This window comes from Pseudomonas sp. MF08875, from assembly GCF_059862525.1.
Map to the genome: position 1 here is coordinate 1 of NZ_JCBCUW010000068.1, position 24,481 is coordinate 24,481.

The 24,481-nt window shown below is 55.4% G+C and carries 25 protein-coding genes and 3 pseudogenes; 10 read left to right on the forward strand and 18 right to left on the reverse strand.

Going from position 1 to position 24,481, the window contains the following annotated elements; translation table 11 throughout:
- Positions 1–107 precede the first annotated feature (107 nt).
- Positions 108–533 carry a glutathione S-transferase gene (locus AC19YT_RS25845; RefSeq protein ID WP_500611274.1) on the reverse strand — a complete coding sequence of 142 codons (426 nt, stop codon included), beginning with the start codon at positions 531–533 and terminating at the stop codon, positions 108–110.
- A 403-nt stretch (positions 534–936) separates the two neighbouring features.
- On the opposite strand from AC19YT_RS25845, the gene curR reads away from it, so the two are divergent.
- The 8 genes from curR (at position 937) to AC19YT_RS25885 (ending at position 9,584) form a co-directional block, all read left to right on the forward strand.
- Entirely contained in the window at positions 937–1,530 is a 594-nt protein-coding gene (gene curR, locus AC19YT_RS25850) for a TetR family transcriptional repressor CurR (RefSeq protein ID WP_010562379.1), read from the forward strand.
- 119 nt (positions 1,531–1,649) lie between these two features.
- Positions 1,650–2,684, forward strand: coding sequence for an NADPH-dependent curcumin/dihydrocurcumin reductase (gene curA / locus AC19YT_RS25855; protein ID WP_010562380.1), 1,035 nt, complete (start codon positions 1,650–1,652; stop codon positions 2,682–2,684).
- A gap of 462 nt (positions 2,685–3,146) precedes the next feature.
- On the forward strand, positions 3,147–3,608 hold the full coding sequence (locus AC19YT_RS25860) for a (2Fe-2S)-binding protein (protein WP_010562382.1): 462 nt from the start codon (positions 3,147–3,149) through the stop codon (positions 3,606–3,608).
- Between the two features lies 1 nt (position 3,609).
- The gene (locus AC19YT_RS25865) at positions 3,610–5,802 is read left to right on the forward strand and encodes a xanthine dehydrogenase family protein molybdopterin-binding subunit (RefSeq protein WP_373345696.1); all 2,193 of its coding nucleotides are present in this window, start codon (positions 3,610–3,612) and stop codon (positions 5,800–5,802) included.
- Between the two features lie 10 nt (positions 5,803–5,812).
- Positions 5,813–7,033 (forward strand): cytochrome c, encoded by a 1,221-nt coding sequence (locus tag AC19YT_RS25870; protein WP_038443637.1) that lies wholly within the window; start codon positions 5,813–5,815, stop codon positions 7,031–7,033.
- Between the two features lie 13 nt (positions 7,034–7,046).
- On the forward strand, positions 7,047–8,252 hold the full coding sequence (locus AC19YT_RS25875; RefSeq protein ID WP_038443635.1) for an XdhC family protein: 1,206 nt from the start codon (positions 7,047–7,049) through the stop codon (positions 8,250–8,252).
- Positions 8,253–8,280: 28 nt separating this feature from the next.
- The gene (locus tag AC19YT_RS25880) at positions 8,281–8,619 is read left to right on the forward strand and encodes a putative quinol monooxygenase (RefSeq protein WP_038443633.1); all 339 of its coding nucleotides are present in this window, start codon (positions 8,281–8,283) and stop codon (positions 8,617–8,619) included.
- Positions 8,616–9,584, forward strand: a complete 969-nt coding sequence (locus AC19YT_RS25885; protein WP_045057437.1) for a GTP 3',8-cyclase MoaA — start codon at positions 8,616–8,618, stop codon at positions 9,582–9,584. The genes AC19YT_RS25880 and AC19YT_RS25885 overlap by 4 nt, the downstream gene beginning before the upstream one ends.
- Here AC19YT_RS25885 and AC19YT_RS25890 read toward each other — a convergent pair.
- A complete protein-coding gene (locus AC19YT_RS25890) occupies positions 9,562–10,161 on the reverse strand; it encodes a nucleotidyltransferase family protein (RefSeq protein ID WP_010562388.1) in 600 nt (199 codons plus the stop codon). The genes AC19YT_RS25885 and AC19YT_RS25890 overlap by 23 nt on opposite strands.
- A gap of 118 nt (positions 10,162–10,279) precedes the next feature.
- Here AC19YT_RS25890 and AC19YT_RS25895 point away from each other — a divergent pair, with 118 nt between their 5' ends.
- The gene (locus tag AC19YT_RS25895) at positions 10,280–10,405 is read left to right on the forward strand and encodes a hypothetical protein (protein ID WP_010562389.1); all 126 of its coding nucleotides are present in this window, start codon (positions 10,280–10,282) and stop codon (positions 10,403–10,405) included.
- Between the two features lie 168 nt (positions 10,406–10,573).
- On the opposite strand, the gene AC19YT_RS25900 is transcribed toward AC19YT_RS25895, so the two are convergent.
- From AC19YT_RS25900 to AC19YT_RS25970, 15 genes and pseudogenes are all read right to left on the reverse strand, one after another.
- Positions 10,574–10,879: an ArsR/SmtB family transcription factor gene (locus tag AC19YT_RS25900; protein WP_010562390.1), complete on the reverse strand. Its 306-nt coding sequence runs from the start codon at positions 10,877–10,879 to the stop codon at positions 10,574–10,576.
- A gap of 138 nt (positions 10,880–11,017) precedes the next feature.
- The gene (locus AC19YT_RS25905) at positions 11,018–12,001 is read right to left on the reverse strand and encodes an LLM class oxidoreductase (RefSeq protein ID WP_373345697.1); all 984 of its coding nucleotides are present in this window, start codon (positions 11,999–12,001) and stop codon (positions 11,018–11,020) included.
- Between the two features lie 66 nt (positions 12,002–12,067).
- A complete protein-coding gene (locus tag AC19YT_RS25910; RefSeq protein WP_373345698.1) occupies positions 12,068–13,192 on the reverse strand; it encodes an alkene reductase in 1,125 nt (374 codons plus the stop codon).
- Positions 13,193–13,255: 63 nt separating this feature from the next.
- A complete protein-coding gene (locus tag AC19YT_RS25915; protein ID WP_010562393.1) occupies positions 13,256–14,755 on the reverse strand; it encodes an aldehyde dehydrogenase family protein in 1,500 nt (499 codons plus the stop codon).
- Between the two features lie 263 nt (positions 14,756–15,018).
- Positions 15,019–16,410, reverse strand: coding sequence for an NAD-dependent succinate-semialdehyde dehydrogenase (locus AC19YT_RS25920; RefSeq protein WP_045061817.1), 1,392 nt, complete (start codon positions 16,408–16,410; stop codon positions 15,019–15,021).
- A gap of 93 nt (positions 16,411–16,503) precedes the next feature.
- Positions 16,504–16,797, reverse strand: a complete 294-nt coding sequence (locus tag AC19YT_RS25925) for a DUF1330 domain-containing protein (RefSeq protein ID WP_010562395.1) — start codon at positions 16,795–16,797, stop codon at positions 16,504–16,506.
- Positions 16,798–16,807: 10 nt separating this feature from the next.
- Complete coding sequence (locus AC19YT_RS25930) at positions 16,808–17,485, reverse strand: type 1 glutamine amidotransferase domain-containing protein (protein WP_500611275.1); 678 nt, start codon at positions 17,483–17,485, stop codon at positions 16,808–16,810.
- A gap of 81 nt (positions 17,486–17,566) precedes the next feature.
- Positions 17,567–18,115 (reverse strand): annotated as a pseudogene (locus AC19YT_RS25935) (NADH-dependent alcohol dehydrogenase); the annotation flags it as partial.
- Positions 18,116–18,128: 13 nt separating this feature from the next.
- Positions 18,129–19,718: an IS66 family transposase gene (gene tnpC, locus AC19YT_RS25940; protein ID WP_500611276.1), complete on the reverse strand. Its 1,590-nt coding sequence runs from the start codon at positions 19,716–19,718 to the stop codon at positions 18,129–18,131.
- A gap of 61 nt (positions 19,719–19,779) precedes the next feature.
- The gene (gene tnpB / locus AC19YT_RS25945) at positions 19,780–20,115 is read right to left on the reverse strand and encodes an IS66 family insertion sequence element accessory protein TnpB (RefSeq protein ID WP_476251914.1); all 336 of its coding nucleotides are present in this window, start codon (positions 20,113–20,115) and stop codon (positions 19,780–19,782) included.
- On the reverse strand, positions 20,112–20,444 hold the full coding sequence (gene tnpA, locus AC19YT_RS25950) for an IS66-like element accessory protein TnpA (RefSeq protein WP_500611277.1): 333 nt from the start codon (positions 20,442–20,444) through the stop codon (positions 20,112–20,114). The genes tnpB and tnpA overlap by 4 nt, the downstream gene beginning before the upstream one ends.
- Before the next feature lie 11 nt (positions 20,445–20,455).
- Positions 20,456–21,181: an iron-containing alcohol dehydrogenase gene (locus tag AC19YT_RS25955; RefSeq protein ID WP_500611278.1), complete on the reverse strand. Its 726-nt coding sequence runs from the start codon at positions 21,179–21,181 to the stop codon at positions 20,456–20,458.
- A 65-nt stretch (positions 21,182–21,246) separates the two neighbouring features.
- Complete coding sequence (locus tag AC19YT_RS25960) at positions 21,247–21,852, reverse strand: TetR/AcrR family transcriptional regulator (protein ID WP_032902016.1); 606 nt, start codon at positions 21,850–21,852, stop codon at positions 21,247–21,249.
- 794 nt (positions 21,853–22,646) lie between these two features.
- Positions 22,647–23,657: a zinc-dependent alcohol dehydrogenase family protein gene (locus AC19YT_RS25965; RefSeq protein ID WP_032902015.1), complete on the reverse strand. Its 1,011-nt coding sequence runs from the start codon at positions 23,655–23,657 to the stop codon at positions 22,647–22,649.
- A gap of 55 nt (positions 23,658–23,712) precedes the next feature.
- Complete coding sequence (locus AC19YT_RS25970) at positions 23,713–24,009, reverse strand: ArsR/SmtB family transcription factor (RefSeq protein ID WP_038443618.1); 297 nt, start codon at positions 24,007–24,009, stop codon at positions 23,713–23,715.
- Between the two features lie 94 nt (positions 24,010–24,103).
- Here AC19YT_RS25970 and AC19YT_RS25975 point away from each other — a divergent pair.
- Positions 24,104–24,286 (forward strand): annotated as a pseudogene (locus AC19YT_RS25975) (transposase); the annotation flags it as partial.
- A 68-nt stretch (positions 24,287–24,354) separates the two neighbouring features.
- On the opposite strand, the pseudogene AC19YT_RS25980 reads toward AC19YT_RS25975, so the two are convergent.
- Positions 24,355–24,481, reverse strand: a pseudogene (locus AC19YT_RS25980) (IS5/IS1182 family transposase); the annotation flags it as partial.

The following is a 24,481-nucleotide window of genomic DNA, read 5'->3' on the forward strand; positions in this document are numbered from 1 at the left end:
AAACGCTTCGACTTCAAATGCCCGATCGAGGTGATGGGCGAAGTGATGCAAGAAGCCGTGGTGATGCGGCATGATGCTCCCGCTTCAATTCAATAACCGTGTTGCACTCAGATCCTGCAACCGCCGAATTCAGCTTCGGCGTAGTTGTTAAGGAATTTTAGTTCGGTTCCAGATTGTGTTTCAAACTCATTAAATATTTTCAGTAAGAACGGAAGCATTGCCGAGCTTTCTGAGAAATGGATCCATTGTAAGTAGTCAAGGTATTCTGCAGAGCTTTCTGTTGGTGCTAAATGAGGTGCGAATTTTTTTATCAGGATTTCTGCGATCGCGCCTGACTCCGCAATTATTTTTCCATCAAGCTCGATAACTGGAGATTTGCCTAGGGGGTGAATGCCCCTCAGTGTCTCGGGGGCTAGATGTGTTTTTTTATCACGCTGATACCGAATAATTTCATATGGTTGGCCTATTTCTTCCAGCAGCCACAGAATACGAAACGACCTTGAGTCATTGAGGTGGTGAAGTTTTATCATCATTTTTACGCCTTCTGAGTGATCTCGGTAAGGGAAATGTGCATTGTCTGAGGCTATCGATAGTTAATTTGCGGACTCGCAACGAGTAGGCAAGAAATTGTATCTGTCAATATGCGACCAGTCTACTATTCTGGTGGGCTGAATGCTCCGATAGCACTTACGGTCCGCTCCGAGTCCTTTGAGATCTGCATCTCGATGCTTGTCTTCTAGCGAGAGAGGAGTGCGCCCACAGAAATCCAAGGAGCTTTGGGAGGCTTAGGATTGGTTCTTTGCGTGTACTGCGGCGCTATGAGGATGCCGAGCGTGGGTTGGTGTTTAGACCTGCGGCGGCCATCAACAATTGCTACAATATCTGGAGCAAAAATCTCACATAGACGACTGGTCTATTTTATGGTAGCTTGCACTGATGAAACCACGTTACGATGATACGCGCCAACATTTGCTCGATACGGGTCACCGAATGATGGTGGTTAAGGGGTTCACGGGTGTTGGGCTTAACGAGATTCTGCAAGCCGCAAGTGTGCCAAAAGGTTCGTTCTATCATTACTTCAAATCCAAGGAGCAGTACGGGCAGTGCTTGCTCGAGGATTACTTTCGCAATTATCTGGCGAACATGGATGAACGATTTGCCGCTACCGGCAATACAGCCCGTGAGCGGCTTATGGGATATTGGCAGAAATGGCTTGAAAGCTATTGTAAGCCCTGCGATGAGCAAAAGTGTCTTGTAGTTAAACTGAGCGCTGAGGTTGCAGATCTTTCGGAGGTTATGCGCCTCACTCTCCGTGACGGAACAGATCAGATAATTGAACGTATTTCTGGCTGTCTTGAGCAGGGTCAACTAGACGGTTCTTTGCCGCAAGGTGATGCTTACCGAACGGCCTTGGCGCTATACCAGCTTTGGCTTGGTGCAAGCCTGCTGAGCAAGCTGCACCGTAACAGTCGGTCGCTAGAAAATGCCATGGCTACTACTCTGATGATGCTGGTCCCTGAGGAGGCGTGATTACGAGATCGCCCACCCTCCCGCCTCGGTAGGGTGGCTTTTTTATGTGAAAAATAGCAGACTGGTCTAATTTTTCCGTTGATGCGGTTGTTTTTCCCCGCCATCCAAGGAGTGTGAAGATGTCTCAATCAAAGCAAATCAATCGAAGCGTTGTTCTGGCATCGCGTCCACATGGTGCGCCTGTCGAAGCGAATTTTCTTATTGAACAAGGTCCAATTCCTGAACCCGCAGAGGGGCAGGTACTTCTGCGTACTATCTATCTATCGCTAGACCCTTACATGCGTGGTCGCATGAGTGATGCGCCGTCCTATGCCCCTCCTGTCGAAGTGGGCGGAGTAATGGTGGGGGGCACTGTATGTCGTGTGGTTGCCTCAAAGCATCATGCCTATAAAGTGAATGACTGGGTGCTGTCTTTTAGTGGTTGGCAGGACTATGCGCTGTCTGATGGCAGCGACCTGACCCCTTTGGGCGATTCGCCAGCGCAGCCGTCTTATGCATTGGGCATATTTGGAATGCCAGGCTTCACCGCATACATGGGCTTACTGGATATTGGTCGGCCGCAGGCGGGTGAAACGCTGGTGGTGGCGGCTGCTACCGGGCCGGTCGGTGCGACTGTCGGGCAAATCGGCAAGATCAAGGGCTGTCACGTGGTCGGTGTGGCCGGAGGGGCGGAAAAGTGCCGGCATGCTGTCGAGGTGCTAGGTTTCGACGCCTGCCTCGATCATCGAGCGCCGGACTTCGCCGAGCAACTGGCCAAGGCCTGCCCGTCGGGTATCGACATTTACTTCGAGAATGTCGGTGGAAAAGTCTTCGATGCTGTGCTGCCGCTGCTCAATGCCAAGGCCCGAGTGCCGGTCTGCGGAATTATTGCGCACTACAACGATACCGCTTTACCCGACGGGCCAGATCGCTCGCCTGCCTTGATGGGGGCTATTCTGCGTAAGCGTATTAAAGTCCAAGGCTTCATTATTTTTGATGATTACGCGCACCGCTACGACGAATTCTTTAACGATATGTCAAGCTGGTTTGCGCAGGGCCGGATTAAGTATCGTGAAGAATTGGTGAGTGGTCTAGAGGAGGCGCCTAAGGCCTTTATCGGCCTGCTAGAGGGGCGTAATTTTGGCAAGCTAGTGGTTCGGGTAAGTGAAGACTGATTGCCTGTTGTTGGAATGACAGTGTTTTTTGCTCTGCCAGCTCAAGCTCCTTGCTGGTAGGGCTTTTTTATTTAAAAAGATCCAGGCCACTAAGTACAAGTAATGCCTGTGGGGGGATTATGCACGCACGCAGTAAGCGCTCGCATCAAATAAACGCCGCGTTCTGGCGTGTACTGGTTGGCTGCTTGGGGCTTTACCCAACGCTTTTGTTGGTGCTGAGTATATTAGCCCCGCTGACCCGTGATTTGAGTTTCCCAGTAATGGTATTGGTGGAGGTGCTGGTATTGGTACCAATCACCCAGCTTGTCTCCTTTCCGCTGGCCGGGTGGTTGGTTGCCCGTTTAAGGCGGATTAATTCGTGAACGTATGAGGCTGTTTTGGCCTGCTTCCCATACCGCACCCACATGATTAAAGCGATAACTAAGGTTGTCGGCATTAAAAATACTAGTCTGAGGAATGAAGATGCAAACGCTAATCATCAATGGACAGTCGCACCAAGTCGACGTGCCGCAGGATATGCCTCTGCTTTGGGTCTTACGCGATGTGCTTGGCCTCACCGGGACAAAATACGGCTGTGGTATTGCTCAGTGTGGCGTTTGCACCGTGCATCTTGATGGTCAGCCGATACGTTCGTGCGTGACCCCTGTTGCTGCTTTGACGGGCCGCTCAATCACCACCATTGAAGCCATCGGTGAGACTGCTGTCGGTCAAGCCGTTCAACAGGCTTGGCTGGCGCATGAGGTGGTGCAATGCGGTTACTGTCAGTCAGGGCAGATCATGGCGGCCACTGCTCTGCTGCAGAGCCAGCCCGCGCCAGACGATCAGGCGATTGATGCTGCAATGGCAGGCAATCTTTGTCGCTGCGCCACCTACACCCGTATTCGCACAGCCATCCACAGTGTTGGCCGTGTAGAGGAGGCGTGAGATGAAGAAGACAATCGAAATGAATGTTGATATGTCCCGTCGCCGTCTCTTGCAAGGCAGCGGTATCGCGGTCGGCGGCTTGGTGTTGAGTACCTGGCTACCGCCGTTGGTGTCCAAAAGCGCTGCCTCCGAGGCTGCTGCCTTAGGCCGGCTGGGTGATCGCTCCGCTGAGGGGTTCGGGGCCTTTGTGCGGGTGGGCCCAGATGGCGTGGTCACGGTGATCTCGCCGAAGATTGAAATGGGTCAGGGCGCGCAAACTGGTATTGCAATGATGGTGGCGGAGGAGCTTGAGGTCGATTTGGATAAGGTAGTAATCCAGGAGGCCCCACCGAACTCCGCACTGTATACCGATACCCTGCTTCAGTTTCAGGCCACTGGTGGCTCGACCTCTACCCGTTACACCTGGGAGCCGCTGCGTCGGGCGGGCGCTACAGCGCGCATTCTGTTGATTCAGGCGGCAGCGCTGCAATGGCGCGTCGCGCCGAGCCTGTGTCATGCGCAGAATGGCCAGGTGTTTGGCCCCAAAGGCCTGCAGGCTGACTACGGCGATTTGGTCGAGGCCGCTGCGACGCTGCCGTTGCCCGACGCGGTGCCGCTGAAAACCCCCGAGCAGTTCAAGCTGTTGGGCACTCCCGCGCAACGCCTGGACACGCCCGCGAAGGTCAACGGCAAGGCGCGCTTTACCATTGACCTGCAAATCCCTGGGATGCTGGTGGCCTCCAGCATCACCTGTCCGGTGTATGGCGGACGGCTGCGTTCGGTTGATGAAACTGAGGCGCGACGGGTGTTAGGGGTGCGCGACATCGTGCGTTTGGACAATGCCGTGGCCGTTACCGCAAGTAACTTTTGGGCCTGCCAGCAGGCCATCAAAGCGTTAAAGATCGAGTGGGAACTTGGGTCGAACGCTACTATCGGATCAAAGCAACTGGACCAGGAGCTGCTAGCCGCAAGTAGCCGTGATGGCGTGGTCGCTAAGCGCACAGGCGATATTGAGCAAGCCAAACAGGGATCTTCCAGCCAGTTCGAGGCCGTTTACGAGCAAGCGCTGTTGTCGCATTCGCCGCTTGAGCCCATGAGCTGCGTGGTCCATGTGCGTAAAGATGCGTGCGAGCTATGGGTGGGCACCCAAGTGCCGGTCTTCGCCCAACAGACGGCCGCCCAAGTCACCGGGCTGCCCTTGGAAAAAATCCAGGTGCACAATCAATTGATCGGTGGGGCATTTGGCCGGCGTCTGGAGTTCGACTTCATCACCCAAGCAGTGGCCATCGCGCGTCAGGTCGATTACCCGATCAAGCTGGTCTGGAGCCGTGAGGAGGACATGACCCACGACCTCTATCGGCCGCTCTATGCCGATCGTATGCAAGCCGCCCTCGATAAGCAGGGGCGTCCGCTGGGCTGGGAACACCGTATCGCTGGTGCCTCGATTCTCGCCCGCTATGCCGGCAGCTTGCCTCCCAGCGGCGTGGATGCCGATGCCGTTGAAGTCGCGGTGGAACCCATCTACCGCCTGCCGCATTTGCAGGTTCGCTATATCCGCCAGGAGCCGAGTGTCGTGCCCGTGTCCTGGTGGCGAGGCGTCGGCCCTCTGCGGGGGACCTATGCCCTTGAGTGTTTTATTGATGAGCTGGCGCACAATGCCAAGGCCGACCCGGTGGTCTACCGTTTGGAGCTGTTGGCGGACCAGCCACGTGCCCAGGCGGTGCTGCGCTTACTTGCTGAGAAGAGTGACTGGTACCAGTCTTTACCTGCTGGGCAGGGTCGGGGTGTGGCAGTAAGTTCGGTGTTTGGCAGCTATGTAGCAACTCTCGTTGAGCTTGAGATGCAGGGTGAATTTGGCTTGCGCATTAAACGCTTGATCAGTGTTGTGGACTGCGGCTTCGCGACTAACCCGACGTCGGTCTTGGCGCAGGTTGAAGGTGGGACATTATTCGGTCTGTCTGCTTCGTTGTTCAACGAAATTCTTATCGAGAACGGTCAGGTTCAGCAGACCAACTTCCACAACTATCGGCAGCTGCGCATAAGTGAGGCGCCAGCAGTTGAGGTGCACCTGCTGCCTAGCCTGGAAGCACCGGGCGGAGTCGGGGAAGCCGGTACTGCGCTGATCGGTCCAGCTTTGGTTAACGCTCTCTACGCTGCTTCCGGTACGCGCATTCGTCGGTTACCACTTAGCCGTGCTGGCTACTATCCGGTTTGAGGAGTTACTCATGAATTTGATAACAAGTTGGCTATTGCTCGCTAGCGGATTCCTGGTGGCGCAGTTTGCGTATGCGCAGGAGGACTTACTTGCCAGGGGCGAGTATCTTGCGCGCGCTGCAAATTGCGTGGCTTGCCATACCGTGCCCGGTGGTAAACCCTTCACCGGTGGTGTCGAATTTAAGCTGCCATTCGGCTCGCTTTTTTCGCCCAATATCACTCCAGATAAGCAAACTGGCATCGGAGCCTGGACTGATGATGAGTTCGTTAGCGCGCTGCGAACCGGCGTGGGGCGCGATGGCAAACACTACTATCCAGCATTCCCTTATACGTCCTACAGCAAGATGTCGCGTGACGACATCCTGGCCATCAAAAGCTATCTCGATAGCCTGGAGCCAATCGAGCAGGTGGCTCAAGAGAACCAGCTGAACTTCCCGTTCAATCAGCGTTGGGGGATGTTTTTCTGGAATATGCTGTTCCTGGACGACAAGCAATTTGAAACCGAGGCCCAGCACTCTACCGAGTGGAATCGAGGCAAATACCTAGTGGAAGGTCCTGGCCACTGTGGTGAGTGCCATTCGCCTCGGAACCTGTTCCAAGCTGTCAGCAAAGACCGTTCGCTTGCCGGTAACCTGATACAGGGTTGGAACGCTTACAACATCAGCTCTGACCCGATACATGGCGTCGGTGCCTGGCCCACGGACGTGCTGGCGCGTTACTTGAAGGACGGCGCGGCGCCAGGATTCGGGTTGTCCACCGGGCCGATGGCGGAGGTGGTGGAGCACAGTCTGAGCCATCTGACCGACGCCGATCGTCACGCGATCGCCGTTTATCTCAAGGACTCACCGGCGCGCAGCGAAGGTGTGGCTCGTCCGCAGCAGGCTAAGCTTGCACCGCAGGGGGGCGACAATGCCCTTGGCAATAAACTGTTCGCCGAAGCCTGTTCTAGTTGTCACCGCTGGGACGGGACCGGAAACCAGAGTCAGACTGCCATGCTACGGGGTCTAAAGACGGTCAACGATCCTGCCGCCAGTAATTTGCTGGGCATCCTGCTAAATGGGCATGGTTCGACCGACACCCGGGTAGATCGACGCATGCCGTCGTTCGGGACCATTTACTCCGACCAGGAATTGGCTGCGCTGAGCAGCTTCGTACTGAAGCGCTTTGGCGAGACTGGTGCGCAGGTATCGGAGCAAGCTGTGGCTAAGCGCCGTACCGAGTCCCTTCATTGAGCCGAGGTGCCTCATGTCTTGTCTGATTCCACTGCTGGATGTACTCCTGGCGGAGCGCAATGCTGGCCGAGAAGCGGTGCTTGCGACCGTGGTAAAAGTCGACGGCTCTGCGTATCGGCGACCAGGAGCGCGGATGCTAGTTTCGCGCTTCGGCAGGCCCGAGGGGACCATCAGTGGTGGCTGCCTGGAAGCGGAAGTCGCCAGAAAAGCCTGGTGGTTAACTGAAGCTGGGCCTGCACTGCGTAGCTACAGCACCTCCGAGGCGGATGAGGGCAGTGAGGAAGCGCTTAGTTTCGGGCTGGGCTGCAACGGTAAGGTTCACGTATTGTTCGAGCGGCTGCCTGCCAGTGGTCCTTGCGCGTTGATTACTGCGTTGCTTGGCGTTCGCGACACCCAGCAACCGGCGGCCATCGCCACGGTGATCGCCAGCTCGGCTGATGGTTCACACCGGTTAGGTGATCGCCTGTTATTAGTGTCAGGACAAAGCGCCGAGGGCGAGTTGCTGCAGTCGGCGCTGGCTGAGCAGATCAGGATTGATCTCCAACAGACCTTGGTGCGTGGAAAGTCATCCCGATATCTTTACCCGAATGGCACCGGCAAGATTGAAGTGCTTATGGAGTACCTGCCGCCCGTGCGGCGTTTGGTAGTGTTTGGTGCGGGCCATGATGCCCAGCCGCTGGTGCGCATGGCCAAGCTCTTGGGCTGGCATGTGACAATCATCGATGGGCGGTCACACTTTGCCCGAGCAGAGCGTTTTCCCGACGCTGACCAGGTGCTGGTTGGCGATGTTGAGCAACCTTTCGCCTACCGTGAACTTGTACGCGGCGCAGCGGTGGCGGTGATGACTCACAGCTTGGTGCAAGACGCGCACTGGCTGCAGGGAGTGTTGCACAGTGAGCCCTGTTATGTAGGGCAGTTGGGCCCGCGTGAGCGCACCGAGCGCCTGCTGGCCGGTATCCACGAGCAGCAGGGCGAGTTGCCAGGGCTGGCGTGTTTGCATTATCCGATTGGCCTGGACCTGGGCGGCGACACTCCGGAAAGCGTGGCTATGGCGATGCTGGCGGAAATTCAGGCGGTGCTCAATGGTCGCAATGGTGGCAGCCTGCGTTTCAGGTCCGCGAGTATCCATGATAGCGACCCAGTGCTGATCGCTAGCGAGACCGAAACCGAAATCGCTTTTGCTGCAGAGGCTTATCGGCGGTTCGCCGTGCAGCCTTGACGACTGATCAACCGAGGAACCTATCAGCGTGAATCAAACCATACGCGTTGTAGCGATACTGACCGCCAAAGGCGGCAAAGAGCAGCAGGTCGAGCAGATTCTGCGAGCTTGCGTGCAGCCCTCGCGGGCCGAAGACGGTTGCCTGTCTTACGTCCTGAGTCGGTGCATTGAACAGGTCGGACGGTTTGTCTTCGTCGAGCGCTGGGCAAGCCATGAGGCGATAGCGCTTCATCGGCAGATGCCCCATTACACGACCATGGCCAATGCCCTTGGCGAGCTGCTGAGCGATCGTCAGGTTTATGTGCTGGAGGCGTTGGCTGAGGATGGCGAGTCAGCAACTGGCTTCGACACGGACATGGCAGGGTGATCGTCGATCGACAGGGTCGGCGTTTCCGCAAACTTCGCCTGAGCCTCACGGCTGCCTGCAATTACGCCTGCACCTACTGTGTGGCCGATGGCCGCCGCTTGGTGGCCGCGCGTGATGAGCTGGCGGCCGCGTCGATGCTGCGCGCCGTCGAACTGCTCAGGGATGTCGCCGGTATCGACGCGCTGCGCATTACCGGCGGTGAGCCGCTGCTGAGTGATCGGCTGGAGCCTTTTCTGCAGGGCATCGGTGCGCTAGCGTTGCAGGACATCAGCCTGACCACTAATGGACAATTGCTGGCCGGCAAGTTGCCGTTATTGCGCAGCGCGGGCATCCAGCGGGTCAATGTGTCCCTCGACACACTTGACCCGCGCGCCTTCCGCAAGATCGCAAAGGGCGGCGATCTGCAGACTGTGCTTAACGGCATTGAGCTGGCGCGTCGATCTGGTATGAGCATCAAAATCAATATGGTGCCGATGCGTGGCAGCAACCTCGACCAGGTCATGCCCATGTTGGCGTTCTGCCTGGAGCAGGGCTACGAATTGCGCTTTATCGAGCTGATGCGCATGGGCCATCTGGCCCAGCATGCAGAGGCTTTTCGTACCCAGTTCGTCGGCCAGCGCGAGCTGCTGGAGCTTATCGGCGAGTGTTATGTCTTCACACAAACCGAGGCAGCGCTAGATGCCACTGCGCTGCGTTATAGCGTGGGCGAGCGCGGGGCGTTCGGTATTATTGCCAACGAAAGCGCGCCCTTTTGCCGGAGCTGCAGTCGTCTGCGGTTGTCGTCTACGGGCTGGTTATACGGATGCCTATCATCCAATCGCGGACATTTTATGGGCGCGCTGTTGGATCTGCCGACTGAGCAGGCGCAGCCGCAACTGAAAGGGTTGCTCAGTCGTGCGCTGCAGGACAAACAAGACGCCACTTTTACCGGCAGTGCCCTGATTATGAAATCGGTGGGTGGCTAAGGTCGGCCGGCTTGTCGACGTCCAGCAGGATGCCCCTGTCAGCAAGCGTCACTTCTATCACCTGTTGCGCATGGGTGGCGATTAAAGCCTTGGCCCCATTCTCCCCTTGCAGTTGCATCAACTCCGGCCAAAAGCGCCGGCCGAACAACACGGGGTGTCCGCACTGGCCATCGCAGTAAGCGACAACAATATGTTCAGCGTGCGCATGCGCGCGCAACTGCAACAGCGTTGCGAGAGTAATCCACGGCATATCCCCGAGCAGCACCGCCACCGCAGTGGCCTGCGTATTTGCCAGGCTCTGGATGCCGGCGGCCAGGCTTGAGCCCATGCCCTGTTTGGCGTGGGCCGCACGTACCAGATGAATGTCATGCGGAATAGCCAAGGCCTGTGCATCATCCTCAGCCTTTAATACGACTCGAACATCGCTGAAGGCTTCTTTCGCGCGCAACAACGTCGCGCGCAAAAGGCTGCTGCCGTCTGCCAGCTGGGCAAGGCGTTTGTCGCTGCCGAAGCGTTGCCCGGAGCCGGCGGCGAGAACTAGGCCGACATATTCAGGCTTGCGGTGCGGTTCTGTCATGTTGAAAAAATCCTATGCTGCCCCCTGAAGAAGAGGGCCGGCCGTAAAAAACCACTAGGAGGCTTCGCGCTTCTCTCTGGAATGTGCAGTATTTTGCGTATACCGCTCCGGTTTCAGAGTGATTAAGTGGCAGTTTGGCGAAACCAAAGTGCGTTTCCACTGGGTAGTGAAGAACGCCGCGCCACAGGTCAAGTTGTTCGATCTGTCGAACCTGCACATGTCCTGGCTGGCCGGTATTTGCTGATCACCCCAGGCGAGATGGGGGCGTAATGCAGAGTATGCCCGCTACCAAATGCTCGCTGCGGCTAAAAACTCATAAATGAACGGGTTAGTTGATCGTTACTTGGTCAGATTGCTGTTTTTGAAATCGGCAAGCACTGAAATCAGCCAGAAATACAAGGTTTCTTCAGCCTTAGATTTTTTCTTGCAGCGCTTTGAAAAAGGCATCGATATTTTCGTCGTGGCGTTTGTAGTAGGTCCAGGGGCCGATCCGCTGCGATGTCACCAATTGCGCGCGCTGCAGAGCTGCGAGATAAAGCGATGTGGTGGACTGCGAGAGGCCCGTGCGCTCTTGGATGATACTGACGCACACGCCTACCGTTTCTGGGTCGACCTCCTGCTCTGGAAAGATTGTCCTGGGATCCTTGAGCCAATTGAGGATGGCAAGGCGCATCGGGTTTGCCAATGCTTTCAGTGCTTCGTTGACGTCAATGGTCATGGAATTTTGATACCTGTTTTTTGCGATATTTAGATATCTTCCGGGTTTGCGCAGAAAAATGGAAGGTATTGACGTGACCTCTGCGCCCGCCGTCTGTTGCAAGGACTGGCCGCTCCTGGCTGAAGTATTGTTGCTCTGTCAGGCAGCACTATCAGAAGCCTGGACGCCGAATTGCGGGACGATATGCTTGCCAAGTTCCTCGATAACCTCTGCTGCGGGGCGTTTACCATACTTGAGGTTCAGGATGACGTGATCTACACCGATTTCCTGAAGTGTATCCAGCAAGGCCCGAAGGTGGTTACGTCCTAGTCGAAATCCTAGATGGATATGCGAGGGCGGCGTGGACGGGTGTTCGTCCAGGTCGATATAAAGCGATTGCAAGAACGGCTTGTAGATAGTGCCACACTGTTTAACTATTTCCTGTCGCCAATCCTCCACGATCAGTCGCTGTATTTTTGGCGGACGTGGATAGTTGATCCATCCATGGCTTTCACGTGCGATCCAATCGAGCGGCTGGCGGCTGTGTCCGGTTACGAATAGCGGTATTTCCCGAGTCGTAGGTTTGGGAACGAGGTCGGCCCCCACTAACTCGCCGCCACTCCAGCGAATGGGCTCGAAGTGTGTTCGATGGGCTTGGCGTATCACATTGAAGTTTTCTTGAAAGGTCTCGCCACGCTTTTCTGGATCAATGCTGAATGCGGGAAACTCCACGGGACGATCGCCAGAGGCTACTCCCAGGAGCAAGCGACCTCCGCTCAACTGATCAATGCTCGCTGCGGCCTTTGCCGTGTGCAAGGGATTACGCAAAGTAAGGGCGATGGAGGCGGTACCTAGTGCGATTTCTGTTGTATGGGCTGCCATGTAGCCCAGATACGCCCAAGGGTCGAAAACCTGGCCGACATCGCCGAAGCTTGGGTCCCTGAGTGGGACGTCGCGAAACCAGAGCGCCGAAAAACCAAGTGCCTCTGCACGTTTGGCCAGCGCGACCTGATCTAGCATGCTCGGTGTATCACCTTCGAAAGCCTCTAGGGGAAAGAACAGCCCAAGGCTTAGATGACCCTGCCTGAAGGTTCGTTTGAATCCCCTATGCTCTTGGTAGGGGATCGTGCTCGGTTGGTACATGCTTAACTTCCTCGGTCAGCAAACGCTGAGCCACGCCCCTGAGTTATGGGGCGTGGCATTGAGCGTTTAGGATTTGTAAGTCGGGTAGTCGGTGTAGCCCTTATCGGTACCGCCGTACATGCTGCTTGGATCAACTGGGTTAAGCGGCCAGTTGTTGGCGATACGAGCGGGCAGGTCGGGGTTCGCAATGAAGGGGCGACCAAAAGCGATCAGGTCGCCCCAGCCAGCTTTTATCACGCGATTTCCTCGTTCAGCGGTGTACTTGCCGGCATAGAGAATCTTGCCGCTGAAGGTCTTACGAACATCTTCCCGGAACGTCTCAGGCAGCTCGGGTGCGTTTTCCCAATCGGCTTCGGCGAGCGACAGGTAGGCAATGCCCACTTCCTCGAGGATCTTCACTGCCTCGATGTAGGTTTGGTGAGGATCTTCTTCGACCAGGCCAAGGTATACGCGGTCTTCGTCTGTGGTCGCGAACAGCGGGGCGAAGCGAACGCCCATGCGCTCCTTGCCGACGACACCAGCAACGGCCAGGGTGATTTCGCGCAGGAAGCGAAGACGGTTCTGCAGCGAACCGCCATATTCATCATCACGCTGGTTGGTATGGGCCGAAATGAACTGGTTTACCAGGTACCCGTTCGCGCAATGAAGCTCCACCCCGTCAAAACCTGCGTCCAAAGCATTTCGGGCTGCTTGGGCGTAGAGCTCAACCAGTTCCTTTACCTCCTTGGTGGACAGGGCTCGTGGGGTCGATGGGTCGGCCAGTGCACCCGTGCCGGGTCCAGTTTCGATGAACACCTTGACGTTGTCCGCGCGGATGGCTGATGGCGCGACGGGCGATTCACCACCGGGTTGCAGCGATGTGTGTGACACGCGGCCTACATGCCAAAGTTGAGCAAAGATCACCCCCCCTTCGGCGTGAACAGCGTCGGTGACCTTACGCCAGCCTTGTATCTGTTCTGGGCTATGAATGCCGGGTGTCCAGGCATAACCCTGTCCTCGGGGTTCGATCTGTGTGCCCTCGGTCACCATGAAGCCAGCACCGCTGCGCTGACGGTAATATGTGGCCATTAGGTCGTTCGCAATATTGCCGGGTTGGGAGCTGCGCGAACGCGTCAGTGGCGGCAGAACGATACGGTTCTTGAGGGTGTATGGGCCCAGCTGAGTGGTTTTAAAAAGTTCTGATTGTGTCATTTCGTTTACCTGCATATCTAAAATATTCGATGTTGTAGGTCAAAAAAACATGGATCAGCGAGGTCAGAAGAGCCCGAGCGGTGCTTCGTTGAGGCTGACGTAGATGTTCTTCTTCTGGCTGTAGGCTTCCAGCATTGACTTGTGAGTTTCCCGTCCTAGGCCAGATTTCTTATAGCCACCAAAGGGGGCGTGGGCAGGGATCTCATGGTAGGTATTTACCCACATACGTCCGGTTTCCACCGCGCGTGCCACACGTAACGCCCGGTTGATGTCTTGGGTCCAGACTGCGCCCGCTAGGCCGTACTCGGAGTCGTTGGCCATGGCGATGACCTCCGCTTCATCCTTGAAAGGAATGACGCACAGAACAGGGCCGAAAATTTCCTCGTAGGCGACGCGCATATCGTTGCGAACACCGACCAGAATCGTTGGCTGGATGAAGAAGCCGGCATCGTAATCGGCACCTGTAAGGCGACCGCCGCCGATCAGTACCTCGGCACCTTCCTGTTTGGCGATATCAACGTAGCCGAGGATCCGTTCCATCTGGGTCTTGCTGACCTGTGCGCCCATCATGGTGTCTGGGTTCAATGGGTCACCCACACGCACAGCTTCGAACTTATGCTTGAGCTCAGCCAGGAATTGCTCGTAGATGGACTCGTGAACGAACAGCCGTGCGCCGGATTCGCAGACTTGGCCTTGGTTCCACAGGATGGCGAGGACTGCGCCTTCCACGGCCTTGTCCCAGTTCGCATCGGGGAAAACGATGTTGGCTGACTTGCCGCCCAGTTCAAGGGTGGCAGGAATGATTTTCTTCGCTGCCGCATTGGCGACGAGTTCGCCGACACGCGTCGAGCCAGTGAAGGCAAGCTTGCGCAGGTCTGGATGATCCAGTAGGGCCTGGCCAACTGAGGTGCCTAAGCCTGTGACGATGTTGACCACGCCGGCCGGAAGTACCTTGGCGAAGATCTTCGCCAGTTCAAGGATGGTTACCGGGGTTAGCTCAGAAGGTTTGATGACTACGGTGTTACCCGCCGCGATGGCTGGAGCGATCTTCCAGGCGGCCATAAGAAGCGGGAAGTTCCACGGAATCACTTGGCCCACGACGCCGAGGGGTTCACTGAGAGCGATGCTGAGTGTTTGCTCATCCAGCATGACCGCCTCATCCGATTGGCTGCGGATTGCGCCGGCGAAGTAGCGGAAATGATCAATCGCCAGTGGGATGTCGACGGAGCGACTTTCACGAATGGGTTTGCCTACATCAAGGGTTTCCAGAACGGCGAACCGATCGGCATCGGCTTCCAGCAGGTCGGCGATCTTCAACAACGCATTGGCGCGTTCCGCTGGCGAGGTGGTACGCCAGGTCACGAAGGCGCGTTTTGCGGCCTGCACCGCGCGGTCGACGTCGGCAGCTGTGGCGTTTGGGATGTTGGTGAGAATTTTTCCGTTGGCGGGGTTGATAATGTCGAGGGTTTCACCATTTTCGGCCGCCACCCACTGGTTGTCGATAAACAGGCCGTAGCTGTTGTCGGGAAGGTAGCTCGGATGGGTATCACTGGAATTTTGCATGGGTTACCTCCTGAGGTAAGTGTGATGGGTTTGGTTGAGATTATTTGAGATATTGATATATGTCAATATGTAGTTGTGTATTCGCGCAGGCATTCCTATCGCCGCACTTTTTCAGCCTGCTTCTGGATCGGCGGGGAGCGCGCTGTGCTGCGCGCCAGGCTTGGCAACGTAGTCCAGCCCCCCCCCCGATCTCTTCATCAAAGAGGGGGGGGGCTGCTGCATAAAAGCACTGAGGCCTGTTTGCATTGAGGTGAAGATGTAAGTCAGAACGGCGCGTCGATATCCATGACGTTAATCAGCTTGTGGTTGACGAATTCCTTGATTCCCAAACCAATCAGCTCGCGACCGTAACCAGATCTTTTGATTCCGCCGAAAGGTAGGTCGGCTTTCGATGACGTTGGGTGATTGACGAACACCATGCCTGTCTCGATGCGCTTAGCAACCTCAACACCATGCTGGGCGTCTGCGGTGAATACCGAACCACCGAGCCCGAACGGAGAGTCGTTGGCGATAACTATCGCGTCTTCTTCGTCTTTAGCTCGTAAGATCATCGAGACTGGACCGAAGAACTCCCAGTAGTAGGCAGGGTTATCAGGCGTCAGGTTGGTCAGAATGGTCGGTTGAACAAATGCACCCTTGCTTGGTACCTTGGGCCCAACCTCGGTGGCCGTAGCACCGTAGTTGACTGCTTCACGAATCTTCGCGCGGATTTCGTCGGCGGCAGTTTGAGATGACAGGGGGGCTAGATTTGTTTCCGGATCGAACGGGTCGCCGGCCTTCAGTTGTGCTACACCTTCGGCATAAAGGCGCAGGAACTCATCGTAGACTTCTTCCACTACAATCATGCGTTTGGATGATATGCACACCTGTCCAGCATTCCAGTGACGGCCTACAACAGCCCACTTCACGGTCTTTTTCAGTTCAGCGTCGCGCAGAACTATGAAGGCATCTGCCCCCCCCAGTTCCAATGTAGATTTCTTCAGTGCCTTGCCAGCCTGGGAGGCGATGATGGCACCTGCGCCTTCGGAACCGGTCAGTGCCACCCCGTGTACTCGAGAGTCGTTGAGGATTGTCTCGATTTGCTGGCGAGTTGCGTACATGTTGCTGAATGCGCCAGCAGGTAGACCAGCATCAAGCAGTAGTTGTTCGAAAGCTTCGGCACATTGCGGTACGTTTGAAGCATGTTTGAGCAGCACGGTATTACCCGCTGCCAACTGTGGTGCGAGAATGCGAGCAATTTGATAGTAAGGAAAGTTCCATGGTTCAATGGCCAGGATAGTGCCCAACGGCTCATGGACCAAGATTGCTTCACCCTCGGCTGGGTCGGCTACCGGCAGCTTCTGCGGAGTTAACAAAGCTTCTGCATGTTTAACGTAATACTCAAAGATACTTGCTGAGATTTCTACTTCACCTAATGCTTCGGCAGTGATCTTGCCCATTTCCAGTGTTAGCAACCGGGCATAGTCGTTTGCTCGCGCGCGCAGCAGGTCGGCAGCTCGCTGAAGGACGGCCCCACGCTCTGCGATTGAGCAATTCTTCCAGACAAGAAATGCGTTGTGAGACGCCTCAAGAGCCTGTTCAATCTGAATATCTGTTGCATCTGGAAAACTTTTTAGAACTTCACCTGTATAGGGATTAACGGATGCGTATGCCATGCTGTTTCTCCAGTAATTTTAAGTAAATTTGATTTGTTAATGAGGCTGGTAAGTAGACAGGACCTAAACTGCGGGAATATTTTGGTGCATTTACTAATGATTGATGCCATCAATCAGGAATACTCTGTAAACCGCACCTTTAAGACGATGTTGCAGTGCCTCTTGGTAGGCGGGGCTGGAGTACCACTCTCGAGCTGCTGCTATGTCCGGAAATTGAAGAATGACTGCGCCCTCAATCGGTCCGCCTTCGAGCACCTCCAGTTGGCCGTAGAAGGCCAATGGTGTGAGGTTCCGACCCTGGCGTGCCGCCGGTGCTTTACGGGCATAGAGTTTCAACTCAGCCTCGTCTGTGGTGTGTTCACGTGTGAAGACTACGTAGGCGGACATTGACGTAGTCTCAGGCCAACAGTTTGAGCAGCGAGTGAGCCGTAGCTTCAGAGGAAGCTGGGTTCTGGCCAGTTACGAGCAACCCATCGACTTCGACATGAACGCTCCAGTCAGCACCCTTGGTATAGCGCCCACCATTTGCCTTGAGCATATCCTCTACCAGGAAAGGCACGATTTGAGTTAGACCCACCGCAGCCTCCTCGCTATTGCTGAAACCGGTTACTGTCTTGCATGCAACCAGAGGTTTGCCATCTACACACTTGACATGGCGCAAAACCGCTGGTGCGTGACAAACCGCTCCGACAGGTTTGCCGGATTGGATTGAGTGCTCGATCAGAGAGATAGAAAAGGTGTTCTCCGCAAGATCCCACAGTGGGCCATGGCCGCCAGGGTAGAACACCGCATCAAACTCGGAACTGATCACGTCGCTCAGTTTCTCGGTGTTGGCCAGCGCGTGAGTGGCGACTGAATCGGTCTGAAAGCGACGGGTGGCGTCTGTCTGGAAGTCGGGCTCATTGCTCTTTGGGTCGATGGGTGGTTGACCGCCTTTCGGCGATGCTAGGGTCACTTGCACGCCAGCGTCGATGAAGGCGTAGTAAGGCGCGGCCAGCTCTTCGAGCCAGAAACCGGTCTTCTCGCCAGTGTCACCAAGCTGGTCGTGGGAAGTCAGAACGAGGAGAATCTTCATGTCGTATACCTTGCAGTTGTGCATGCTTGTGGATGTTTTGTAATGCGCTGCCTGTGTGGATAAGCAGTGCTGGAGGTTGGCTTATAGGCTCGCTTCAAGCACACGGCGGCTGACGTCTAAACTGACGTTGTTGTGTTCGCCGAGTGCGGTGAGGTGGTGTGTGTCGAGCTGGTTTATTAGCGCATCTATAGCGTCAGTGCCGAGCTTGTAGGCGGATAAGTGCGTCGGTAAGCCCAGGCTCTCGAAGAACATCCGGGTCTGTTGTATGGCCATGTCAATCCGTTGTTCTTTGTCCCCTTGGCTGATCTGCCAAACCCGCTCGGCGTACTGCAGCAGCTTCGCGCGCTTGGCTTCACGACGAATCTCTAGGTTCGCAGGAAGTACGATGGCCAGGGTCCGTGCGTGATCGATGCCGTACAGCGCGGTGAGCTCATGGCCGATCATGTGGGTGGACCAGTCCTGTGGTACGCCCGCTCCGATCAGGCCATTGAGCGCCAAAGTGGCCGTCCACATGAGGTTGGCACGCGTGCTGTAGTCCGCGGACTCTTTCAGTACAAGGGGGCCAATTTCGATCAGCGTTTGTAAAAGACCTTCGGCAAAACGATCTTGGACGGTAAGCGTCCGGGCATCACGCCTTGCGTGATTAAATCGGTCGCCACTTATGCGGCAGCAACTGGTCGATTTCGCTCGCCCGCTGAGTCGGCAGCCGCGTGAGAACATCCTTCAAATAGGCGTACGGATCATGACCATTCAGGCGCGCCGACTGGATCAAACTCATGATCGCTGCCGCCCGTTTTCCGCTGCGTAGCGACCCTGCAAAGAGCCAGTTCTTGCGCCCAAGGGCCCATGGCCTGATTTGGTTTTCGGCCCAATTGTTGTCAATGGGCACAGCCCCGTCATCGAGGTAGCGCGATAGCGCTGCCCAGCGTTTCAGACTGTAATCGAGCGCTTTGCTGATGGCCGAGCCTTCGGGCACAAGGTCACGCTGGGCGATCATCCAGACGTGCAGCATGTTCATCACCGGTACAGCTTTTTCTTGCCGTATTCGACGCCTTAAATCCGGTTCAAAATCGCGGACTTCGCTCTCGATTTCGTACAACAACTGGATATAGCGCAGGGCTTGCTCGGCGAGCGTGCTTTTATTCGTAGCGTGCAATTCAAAGAACTTACGCCGCGCATGAGCCATGCACCCAATCTCGGTCACGCCGAGTTCGAAGCTGGCTTTGTAACCGCCAAAATCATCGCAGACCAGCTTGCCCTTCCAGTCATTCAAGAAGTTGCGAGCATGTTCTCCGGCGCGGCTGGGGCTGAAGTCATAAACCACTGCCGCCACGTCCGAGAACTGGCTGGTGGCGTAGGCCCACACATAGGAGCGGTGAGTCTTCTTCGTTCCCGGCATGAGCATTTGCACGGGTGTTTCATCGGCATGAATAACCTGCTGCCCGAGCACCACGTCGCGCAGCGCATCAACCAGCGGCTGCAACTGAACCCCAGTCACGCCCACCCATTGAGCCAAGGTTGAGCGTGGAATCGCCAAGCCCGCTCGACCGAAGATCGATTCCTGACGGTAAAGCGGCAGGTGGTCGGCAAACTTGGCGATCATGACGTGGGCCAGCAGGCCCGCAGTCGGAATGCCCTTATCAATAACCTGCGCCGGTACGGGCGCCTGGGTCAGCGTTTCGCAGTCATCGCAGACCCATTTGCCACGTACATGGCGTTCAACGGTAAATACGCCGGGCGTGTAGTCCAGCTTCTCGCTGACATCCTCGCCGATGCGCTTGAGGGCACAGCCACATGGGCAGTAAGTGTTGTCCGGTTCGTGATGGATCAGCGTGCGTGGAAACTCAGCCGGTAATGCGGTGCGCTTGGGCTTCTGCTTTTTCTCAGACGGAGTTATCACTGCCTGCAAGCTTTGAAGCTCTGCTTCAATCGCTGCGATATCGGTATCGATCAGGTCATCGAGCAGGCTGGCCTGCTCGGGATTCATTTGCTCGCTGCGTTTGGCAAATTTCAAGCGCTTGAGCTGGGCGATTTCGTGGGTCAGTTTCTCGATCAGCGTTTGATCACGGTTGATCTTCTTGCCCATCGTCTCAACTTGTTGGTCGAGCGTTTCTACCGTCTTGCCCAGCGTGTCGACCTGGTGGTCGAGGGTCTCGACACGCTCCATCAACTGCGCCGCCAAGGCGCGCAGTTGTTCAGGGGTCAGGTGATCGAGATTGGGTAGCGAAGTCATGGGGCCGATTTTGCCAGAGCAGGTAGTTCGCGGCGATAGACCGATAGGCTAATGGCAGTCGTTAAAGCAGTGTGATCGTGCCGCCGCAACCCGCACGTTGCCATGGCAGGCCCACTACCAGAGCCTGAAGTTGCTCGGTGTCCAACTGCATTTCAGCTCCATGACGAATGCTTGGCCAGTGGAACTTGCCTTGGTTTAACCGGCGCGCTGCCAGCCATATCCCGAAGCCGTCATGCACCAGCACTTTCATGCGATTGGCGCGGCGGTTGGCAAACAAATAAGCACAGTGCGGCTGCGCCGCACCGAACACCGCAATCACCCGGGCTAACGCCGTCTCGGTACCGGCGCGCATATCCATCGGCTCGGTGGCGAGCCATATGGAGTCGATGCGAATCAACGTAGAAGGTCTCGAAGAAAGGTCGCGCAGGCAGCAGCATTTTCAGTGGGCCAGTTCACTGTGACGGTGCCGCGCGGGTGCTGTATTTCAACGCAGATATTCGATGATGCGGGGTGCAAGCTTGCCCCGGCCAGCGGCACGGGTAACGGAATAAATGCAGGTTGCAGCGCTGTGCTTTTCTGCGACTGCAGCCGAATCCATTTGTGGACGAGGTTTGCGTTGAGGTTATGGCTGAGTGCGATGCTGGCAATCGAAGCACCGGGCTGGGCACACTCTTGAATGACTTGGGCCTTGAAGGATTTGGAATAGGAACGGCGTGTTGGCTGCATAAAATACCCGCTTAAAAGGCTGGAACTGGTGTCCACTTAAATTTAAGTGCACACCATGTCTGGGCTTTGCGGGGTTGGGTAGATGACTTGGCCGGACGGATACCTTGGACGCGCGCATCGATTGGGTAGGTCAGGTACTGCTCAATGACATGCACGAACGCATCGACAACGCCGTTTGCGAGTTGACGGGTGGGGAGGGTTTGGGTTTTGGTGGGATCGAGAATCGAGAATTGTGGAAACATGTAAGCGCTTCGAAACGGCAGCTTGTCTTGTGTCGCCCGGCGAGTAACCACGCCTCCATTGTTCATTTCCGAGCCAGTTGCCGGTAGGGTCAGAACGGTGCCAAATGGCAGCGCTCGTCGAATACTTGCACCCCGCGTTTCCAGAATGTCCCAAGCATCACCCTCGTAGCCAACAGCAGCGGCAACGAACTTGGTGCCATCGATGACCGAACCTCCACCGACAGCCAGGAGAAAATCCAAGCGATGGGTGCGAACCTGATCAACAGCCTTGATTAGCGTTTCATAGCTGGGGTTTGGCTCTATACCCCCGAATTCTTGCACTTCCCGAGAGCCTAATGCGTCACGGACTTCGCGGAGCGTACCGTTTGCACGAGCGCTCTGGCCACCATAGAGCAGCAGGATGCGGGCCGCAGCCGGAACCAGTTCATCCAGGCGGCTGATGGTTTCGTTGCCGAAGACGATTCGCGTAGGGTTGTAGAAGTCAAAATTAAACATTGCTTTAACTCCGATTAAATAGACCAGTCGTATATTTTTTGAGTAAATTTTTTACATTGAAAATTTCATCGGTCGGATACCTGACTGAGTAACAGAGAAGTAGTCTCGAAGGCCGCCTGCAAAGGCATCTGATCACGCGTGACCTTGGTCCTTAGACTGGCTCCGAGCCAAAGTTGGTACAGCATGGTCGCCAAGCCGCGGGTGTCAGTATCGCCCGGCAGAGAACCATCGTTTACAGCGTCACTCACCACATTGGCGAGACGAGTAATTACTCCTTCCATGCCATCCTGGAGCACCATACGCATTGGCTCCGATAGATCACTGACTTCCGCTGCAAGCTTCACTGCCAAGCATTTCCCCTCGGCGGGATAACAGGCTGATTGGGTTTCAATCCAGGTAGCCCAGTAGGCCAGCAAGCGTTGTGCTGCTGATACACTTGGACGGTTCAATAGCGTTTCCAATTGCACCATGTAGTCACTGAAATAGCTCTCCAAGAGCGCCTCGCCAAATGCTTCCTTGGAATTGAAGTAATGATAGAACGAACCTTTTGGCACATTCGCAGATTTAAGGATTTCGCTCAAACCAACAGCTGTGAATCCTCGCCCGGCAATGATGTTTTGAGCCGTGTCGAGGATGTGTTGCCGTACATCGGTGGTGGTCATCGTATTCATGGACGCACCATACCAACAATTAGACCAGTCGTCTACTTTGGGTTTTGAGCAAGCCCTCCGACGAAATCTTGATAATCGCAGTTCGTGAGCCAGCCATCACTTCATTTGATGCGCAGCATTATGTCGGTCCGATGATCGCCGCCGCGTTAGGAAGAAAGATCTACGATACTCGCCGGAGGGGAGCAAATTGCAGCTCTTCTCGAGTCGAGCTGATTTTGCTACAGCATTGCTTAGGCTGGGAACGAGTTTTGACATCCATCGTAAACCAAGCGGCCCGCCAGAGTTTTGGACAACGAGCTGTACGCGTCAAATTTGACGAAAAACATCGCGCTGCCCGTACTATGGCTTGAGCCGGAACGGCTGCTGGGCGGATTATCCGGATCTGTGGGCTAGAACGGTGGGTAATTGCACGGGCTTGCCCAGCCATTTGCATTAGACCTGACCAAGCATTTGCATCGGATTTCACCATCACGTTGCGTGACCATGACCGGCAGAGAGCGACCATGGCTCTGTGAGAATGCCTACGATTGTCTATTCTTCAACCCAATAACTGCATGACAAAATCGTTGTAGCCCTAATGATTCTGCTTTGACTAGAGGGGCTAAATCGAATCGTTTCATGGCACTTAGAATGACTGCTTCTTAGCTGATTGCCTCGGAGCACAGCATGGGTGAGTCGACCCACTGCTGCCGGTTGCGACAGACAGCAATGGGCAAATCTGTCTCGCGCTGCGTCGGCAGCCACCTCGGCACGACTTTGAGGTGGGCATACGGATCATGGCCATTCATGCGCGCTTAGATATCCAGGCAAATTTTGCCGAAATGCTGGTTGGTTTCCTGATACTTGAACGCTTCGACAATCTCGCTCATAGGGAAATGACGATCAATAATCGGGCGCATACCATTAACGTTGATGGCTCGGACCATATCTTGCTGCTGGCTGCGGCTGCCTACCAACACACCCTGCAGGCGCACTTGCTTGATCAATGCCGGTACAAAATTCATTGCACCGCTTACGCCACTCAGTATCCCGATGACGGAGATGTGACCAGCAACCCGAATTGCAATCATCGATTGCTCAAGCGTCGCAGGGCCGCCGACTTCTATGATGTGATCAACACCGCGGCCCCCCGTTAGAGCGCGTGCAGTTTCGCCCCAGTTAAGATCTTTGCGATAATTGATCACATGATCAGCGCCTAGTGCTTTCAGACGTTCAAGTTTTTCGTCGCTTGAAGAGGTAGCAATGACGGTAGCGCCGGCCATTTTAGCGAACTGCAGGGCAAAAATTGAAACGCCACCAGTGCCTTGAACGAGCACGGTATCGCCCGGCTTGAGTGAGTCATCGGCCATCAGAGCGCGCCATGCAGTAAGGCCGGCAGTGGTGAGCGTCGACGCTTCAGCGTGGCTGTATCCGGTCGGCGCGAGGGTGAACGATGTGGCTTGGGCAGTCACTTGCTCACGAGCGTAGCCGTCAATTCCATCACCTGGCACGCTAACAAAGCCTTCAACTAGTGGCGCGCCGCTGATCCACTCCGGGAAGAAGGTACTGACGACCGAGTCACCCACCTTGAATTCAGTGACATCTGGGCCGACAGCAATGACTTCACCTGCACCATCGGCCATGGGGATGCGTTTTTCGCTAGGGCCCCACATACCGCTGACCACCGCGAAGTCGTGGTAATTAAGCGAGTTGGCGTGCAGGCGCACGGTGATTTCGCCGTGGGCTGCGGCTCGGGCTTCGCTGCTGCCAACCACAACCTTTTCATAGCCGCCACCGGGTTGGACGAAGATTGTTTTGTTGCTCATCGGGGTTTCCTTGTGTTTTCTAATTACGCGAAATAACGAAATGAAGGGTTAAAAATTACAAATCTATGGTCAGCCTAGCCGCAAAGTCATCAATCGCCACCTCGTTGCGTCGATAGTAAGTCCATTTTCCGATGCGGGTGGTTAGCACGAAGCCTGCACGTTGCAAGATAGCTAAGTGTGCAGACGCGGTAGAAGGTGAAAGCCCTGCCTTGTGCTGCAAATGGGTTACGCACACCCCTATGGCAGGATCGCCATGATCCTGAGGTGGGAAATTACTGAGTGGGTCTTTGAGCCACTCCATCATTTGCATGCGAGTGTCATTCCCCAGGGCTTTGAGCTGTTCGAGTATCATGGCGGGCAATGTTACGGATTTTTACAAAATGTTCAATAAGTAATCTATTGCCCGGCGCAAGGGTTTGAAGTCAAAAAAAACGCATCCAGTTCAGTTTGCAAAACGACTGAAACGCTATTGGCGAAGGATTGTGAGCCGAGTTAGGTGGCCGATGCATACAGGGCAACTGGAAGGGATAAACAATCGAATTAAAGTCATCAAGCGCATGGCGTATGGCTACCGGTACAGCGAGTTCTTTTTCATGAAGATCAAGAGCGTCTTTCCCGGTAATCCGTAAAGAACCAAAAAAAAGCCCGGCCAACAGAAGCTGGCCAGGCGCTTTAATAGTTGAGTAAATGAGTGTTGCTAGGCTCTGTACGTAAAGTATTGTCGCAAGCACCGCATAGCGCAGGCCAATGAGACCATCGCCGCAAAACTTGTTGCGAGCTTGTCGAAGCGCGTCACGATGCGACGGTTCTCCTTCAGCCAGCCA

Coding starts and splice junctions, on each gene's coding strand:
- AC19YT_RS25845 (WP_500611274.1), bottom strand. CDS start 533: ATGATGATAAAACTTCACCACCTCAATGACTCAAGGTCGTTTCGTATT.
- curR (WP_010562379.1), top strand. CDS start 937: ATGAAACCACGTTACGATGATACGCGCCAACATTTGCTCGATACGGGT.
- curA (WP_010562380.1), top strand. CDS start 1,650: ATGTCTCAATCAAAGCAAATCAATCGAAGCGTTGTTCTGGCATCGCGT.
- AC19YT_RS25860 (WP_010562382.1), top strand. CDS start 3,147: ATGCAAACGCTAATCATCAATGGACAGTCGCACCAAGTCGACGTGCCG.
- AC19YT_RS25865 (WP_373345696.1), top strand. CDS start 3,610: ATGAAGAAGACAATCGAAATGAATGTTGATATGTCCCGTCGCCGTCTC.
- AC19YT_RS25870 (WP_038443637.1), top strand. CDS start 5,813: ATGAATTTGATAACAAGTTGGCTATTGCTCGCTAGCGGATTCCTGGTG.
- AC19YT_RS25875 (WP_038443635.1), top strand. CDS start 7,047: ATGTCTTGTCTGATTCCACTGCTGGATGTACTCCTGGCGGAGCGCAAT.
- AC19YT_RS25890 (WP_010562388.1), bottom strand. CDS start 10,161: ATGACAGAACCGCACCGCAAGCCTGAATATGTCGGCCTAGTTCTCGCC.
- AC19YT_RS25900 (WP_010562390.1), bottom strand. CDS start 10,879: ATGACCATTGACGTCAACGAAGCACTGAAAGCATTGGCAAACCCGATG.
- AC19YT_RS25905 (WP_373345697.1), bottom strand. CDS start 12,001: ATGTACCAACCGAGCACGATCCCCTACCAAGAGCATAGGGGATTCAAA.
- AC19YT_RS25910 (WP_373345698.1), bottom strand. CDS start 13,192: ATGACACAATCAGAACTTTTTAAAACCACTCAGCTGGGCCCATACACC.
- AC19YT_RS25915 (WP_010562393.1), bottom strand. CDS start 14,755: ATGCAAAATTCCAGTGATACCCATCCGAGCTACCTTCCCGACAACAGC.
- AC19YT_RS25920 (WP_045061817.1), bottom strand. CDS start 16,410: ATGGCATACGCATCCGTTAATCCCTATACAGGTGAAGTTCTAAAAAGT.
- AC19YT_RS25925 (WP_010562395.1), bottom strand. CDS start 16,797: ATGTCCGCCTACGTAGTCTTCACACGTGAACACACCACAGACGAGGCT.
- AC19YT_RS25930 (WP_500611275.1), bottom strand. CDS start 17,485: ATGAAGATTCTCCTCGTTCTGACTTCCCACGACCAGCTTGGTGACACT.
- tnpC (WP_500611276.1), bottom strand. CDS start 19,718: ATGACTTCGCTACCCAATCTCGATCACCTGACCCCTGAACAACTGCGC.
- tnpA (WP_500611277.1), bottom strand. CDS start 20,444: ATGCAGCCAACACGCCGTTCCTATTCCAAATCCTTCAAGGCCCAAGTC.
- AC19YT_RS25955 (WP_500611278.1), bottom strand. CDS start 21,181: ATGTTTAATTTTGACTTCTACAACCCTACGCGAATCGTCTTCGGCAAC.
- AC19YT_RS25960 (WP_032902016.1), bottom strand. CDS start 21,852: ATGAATACGATGACCACCACCGATGTACGGCAACACATCCTCGACACG.
- AC19YT_RS25965 (WP_032902015.1), bottom strand. CDS start 23,657: ATGAGCAACAAAACAATCTTCGTCCAACCCGGTGGCGGCTATGAAAAG.
- AC19YT_RS25970 (WP_038443618.1), bottom strand. CDS start 24,009: ATGATACTCGAACAGCTCAAAGCCCTGGGGAATGACACTCGCATGCAA.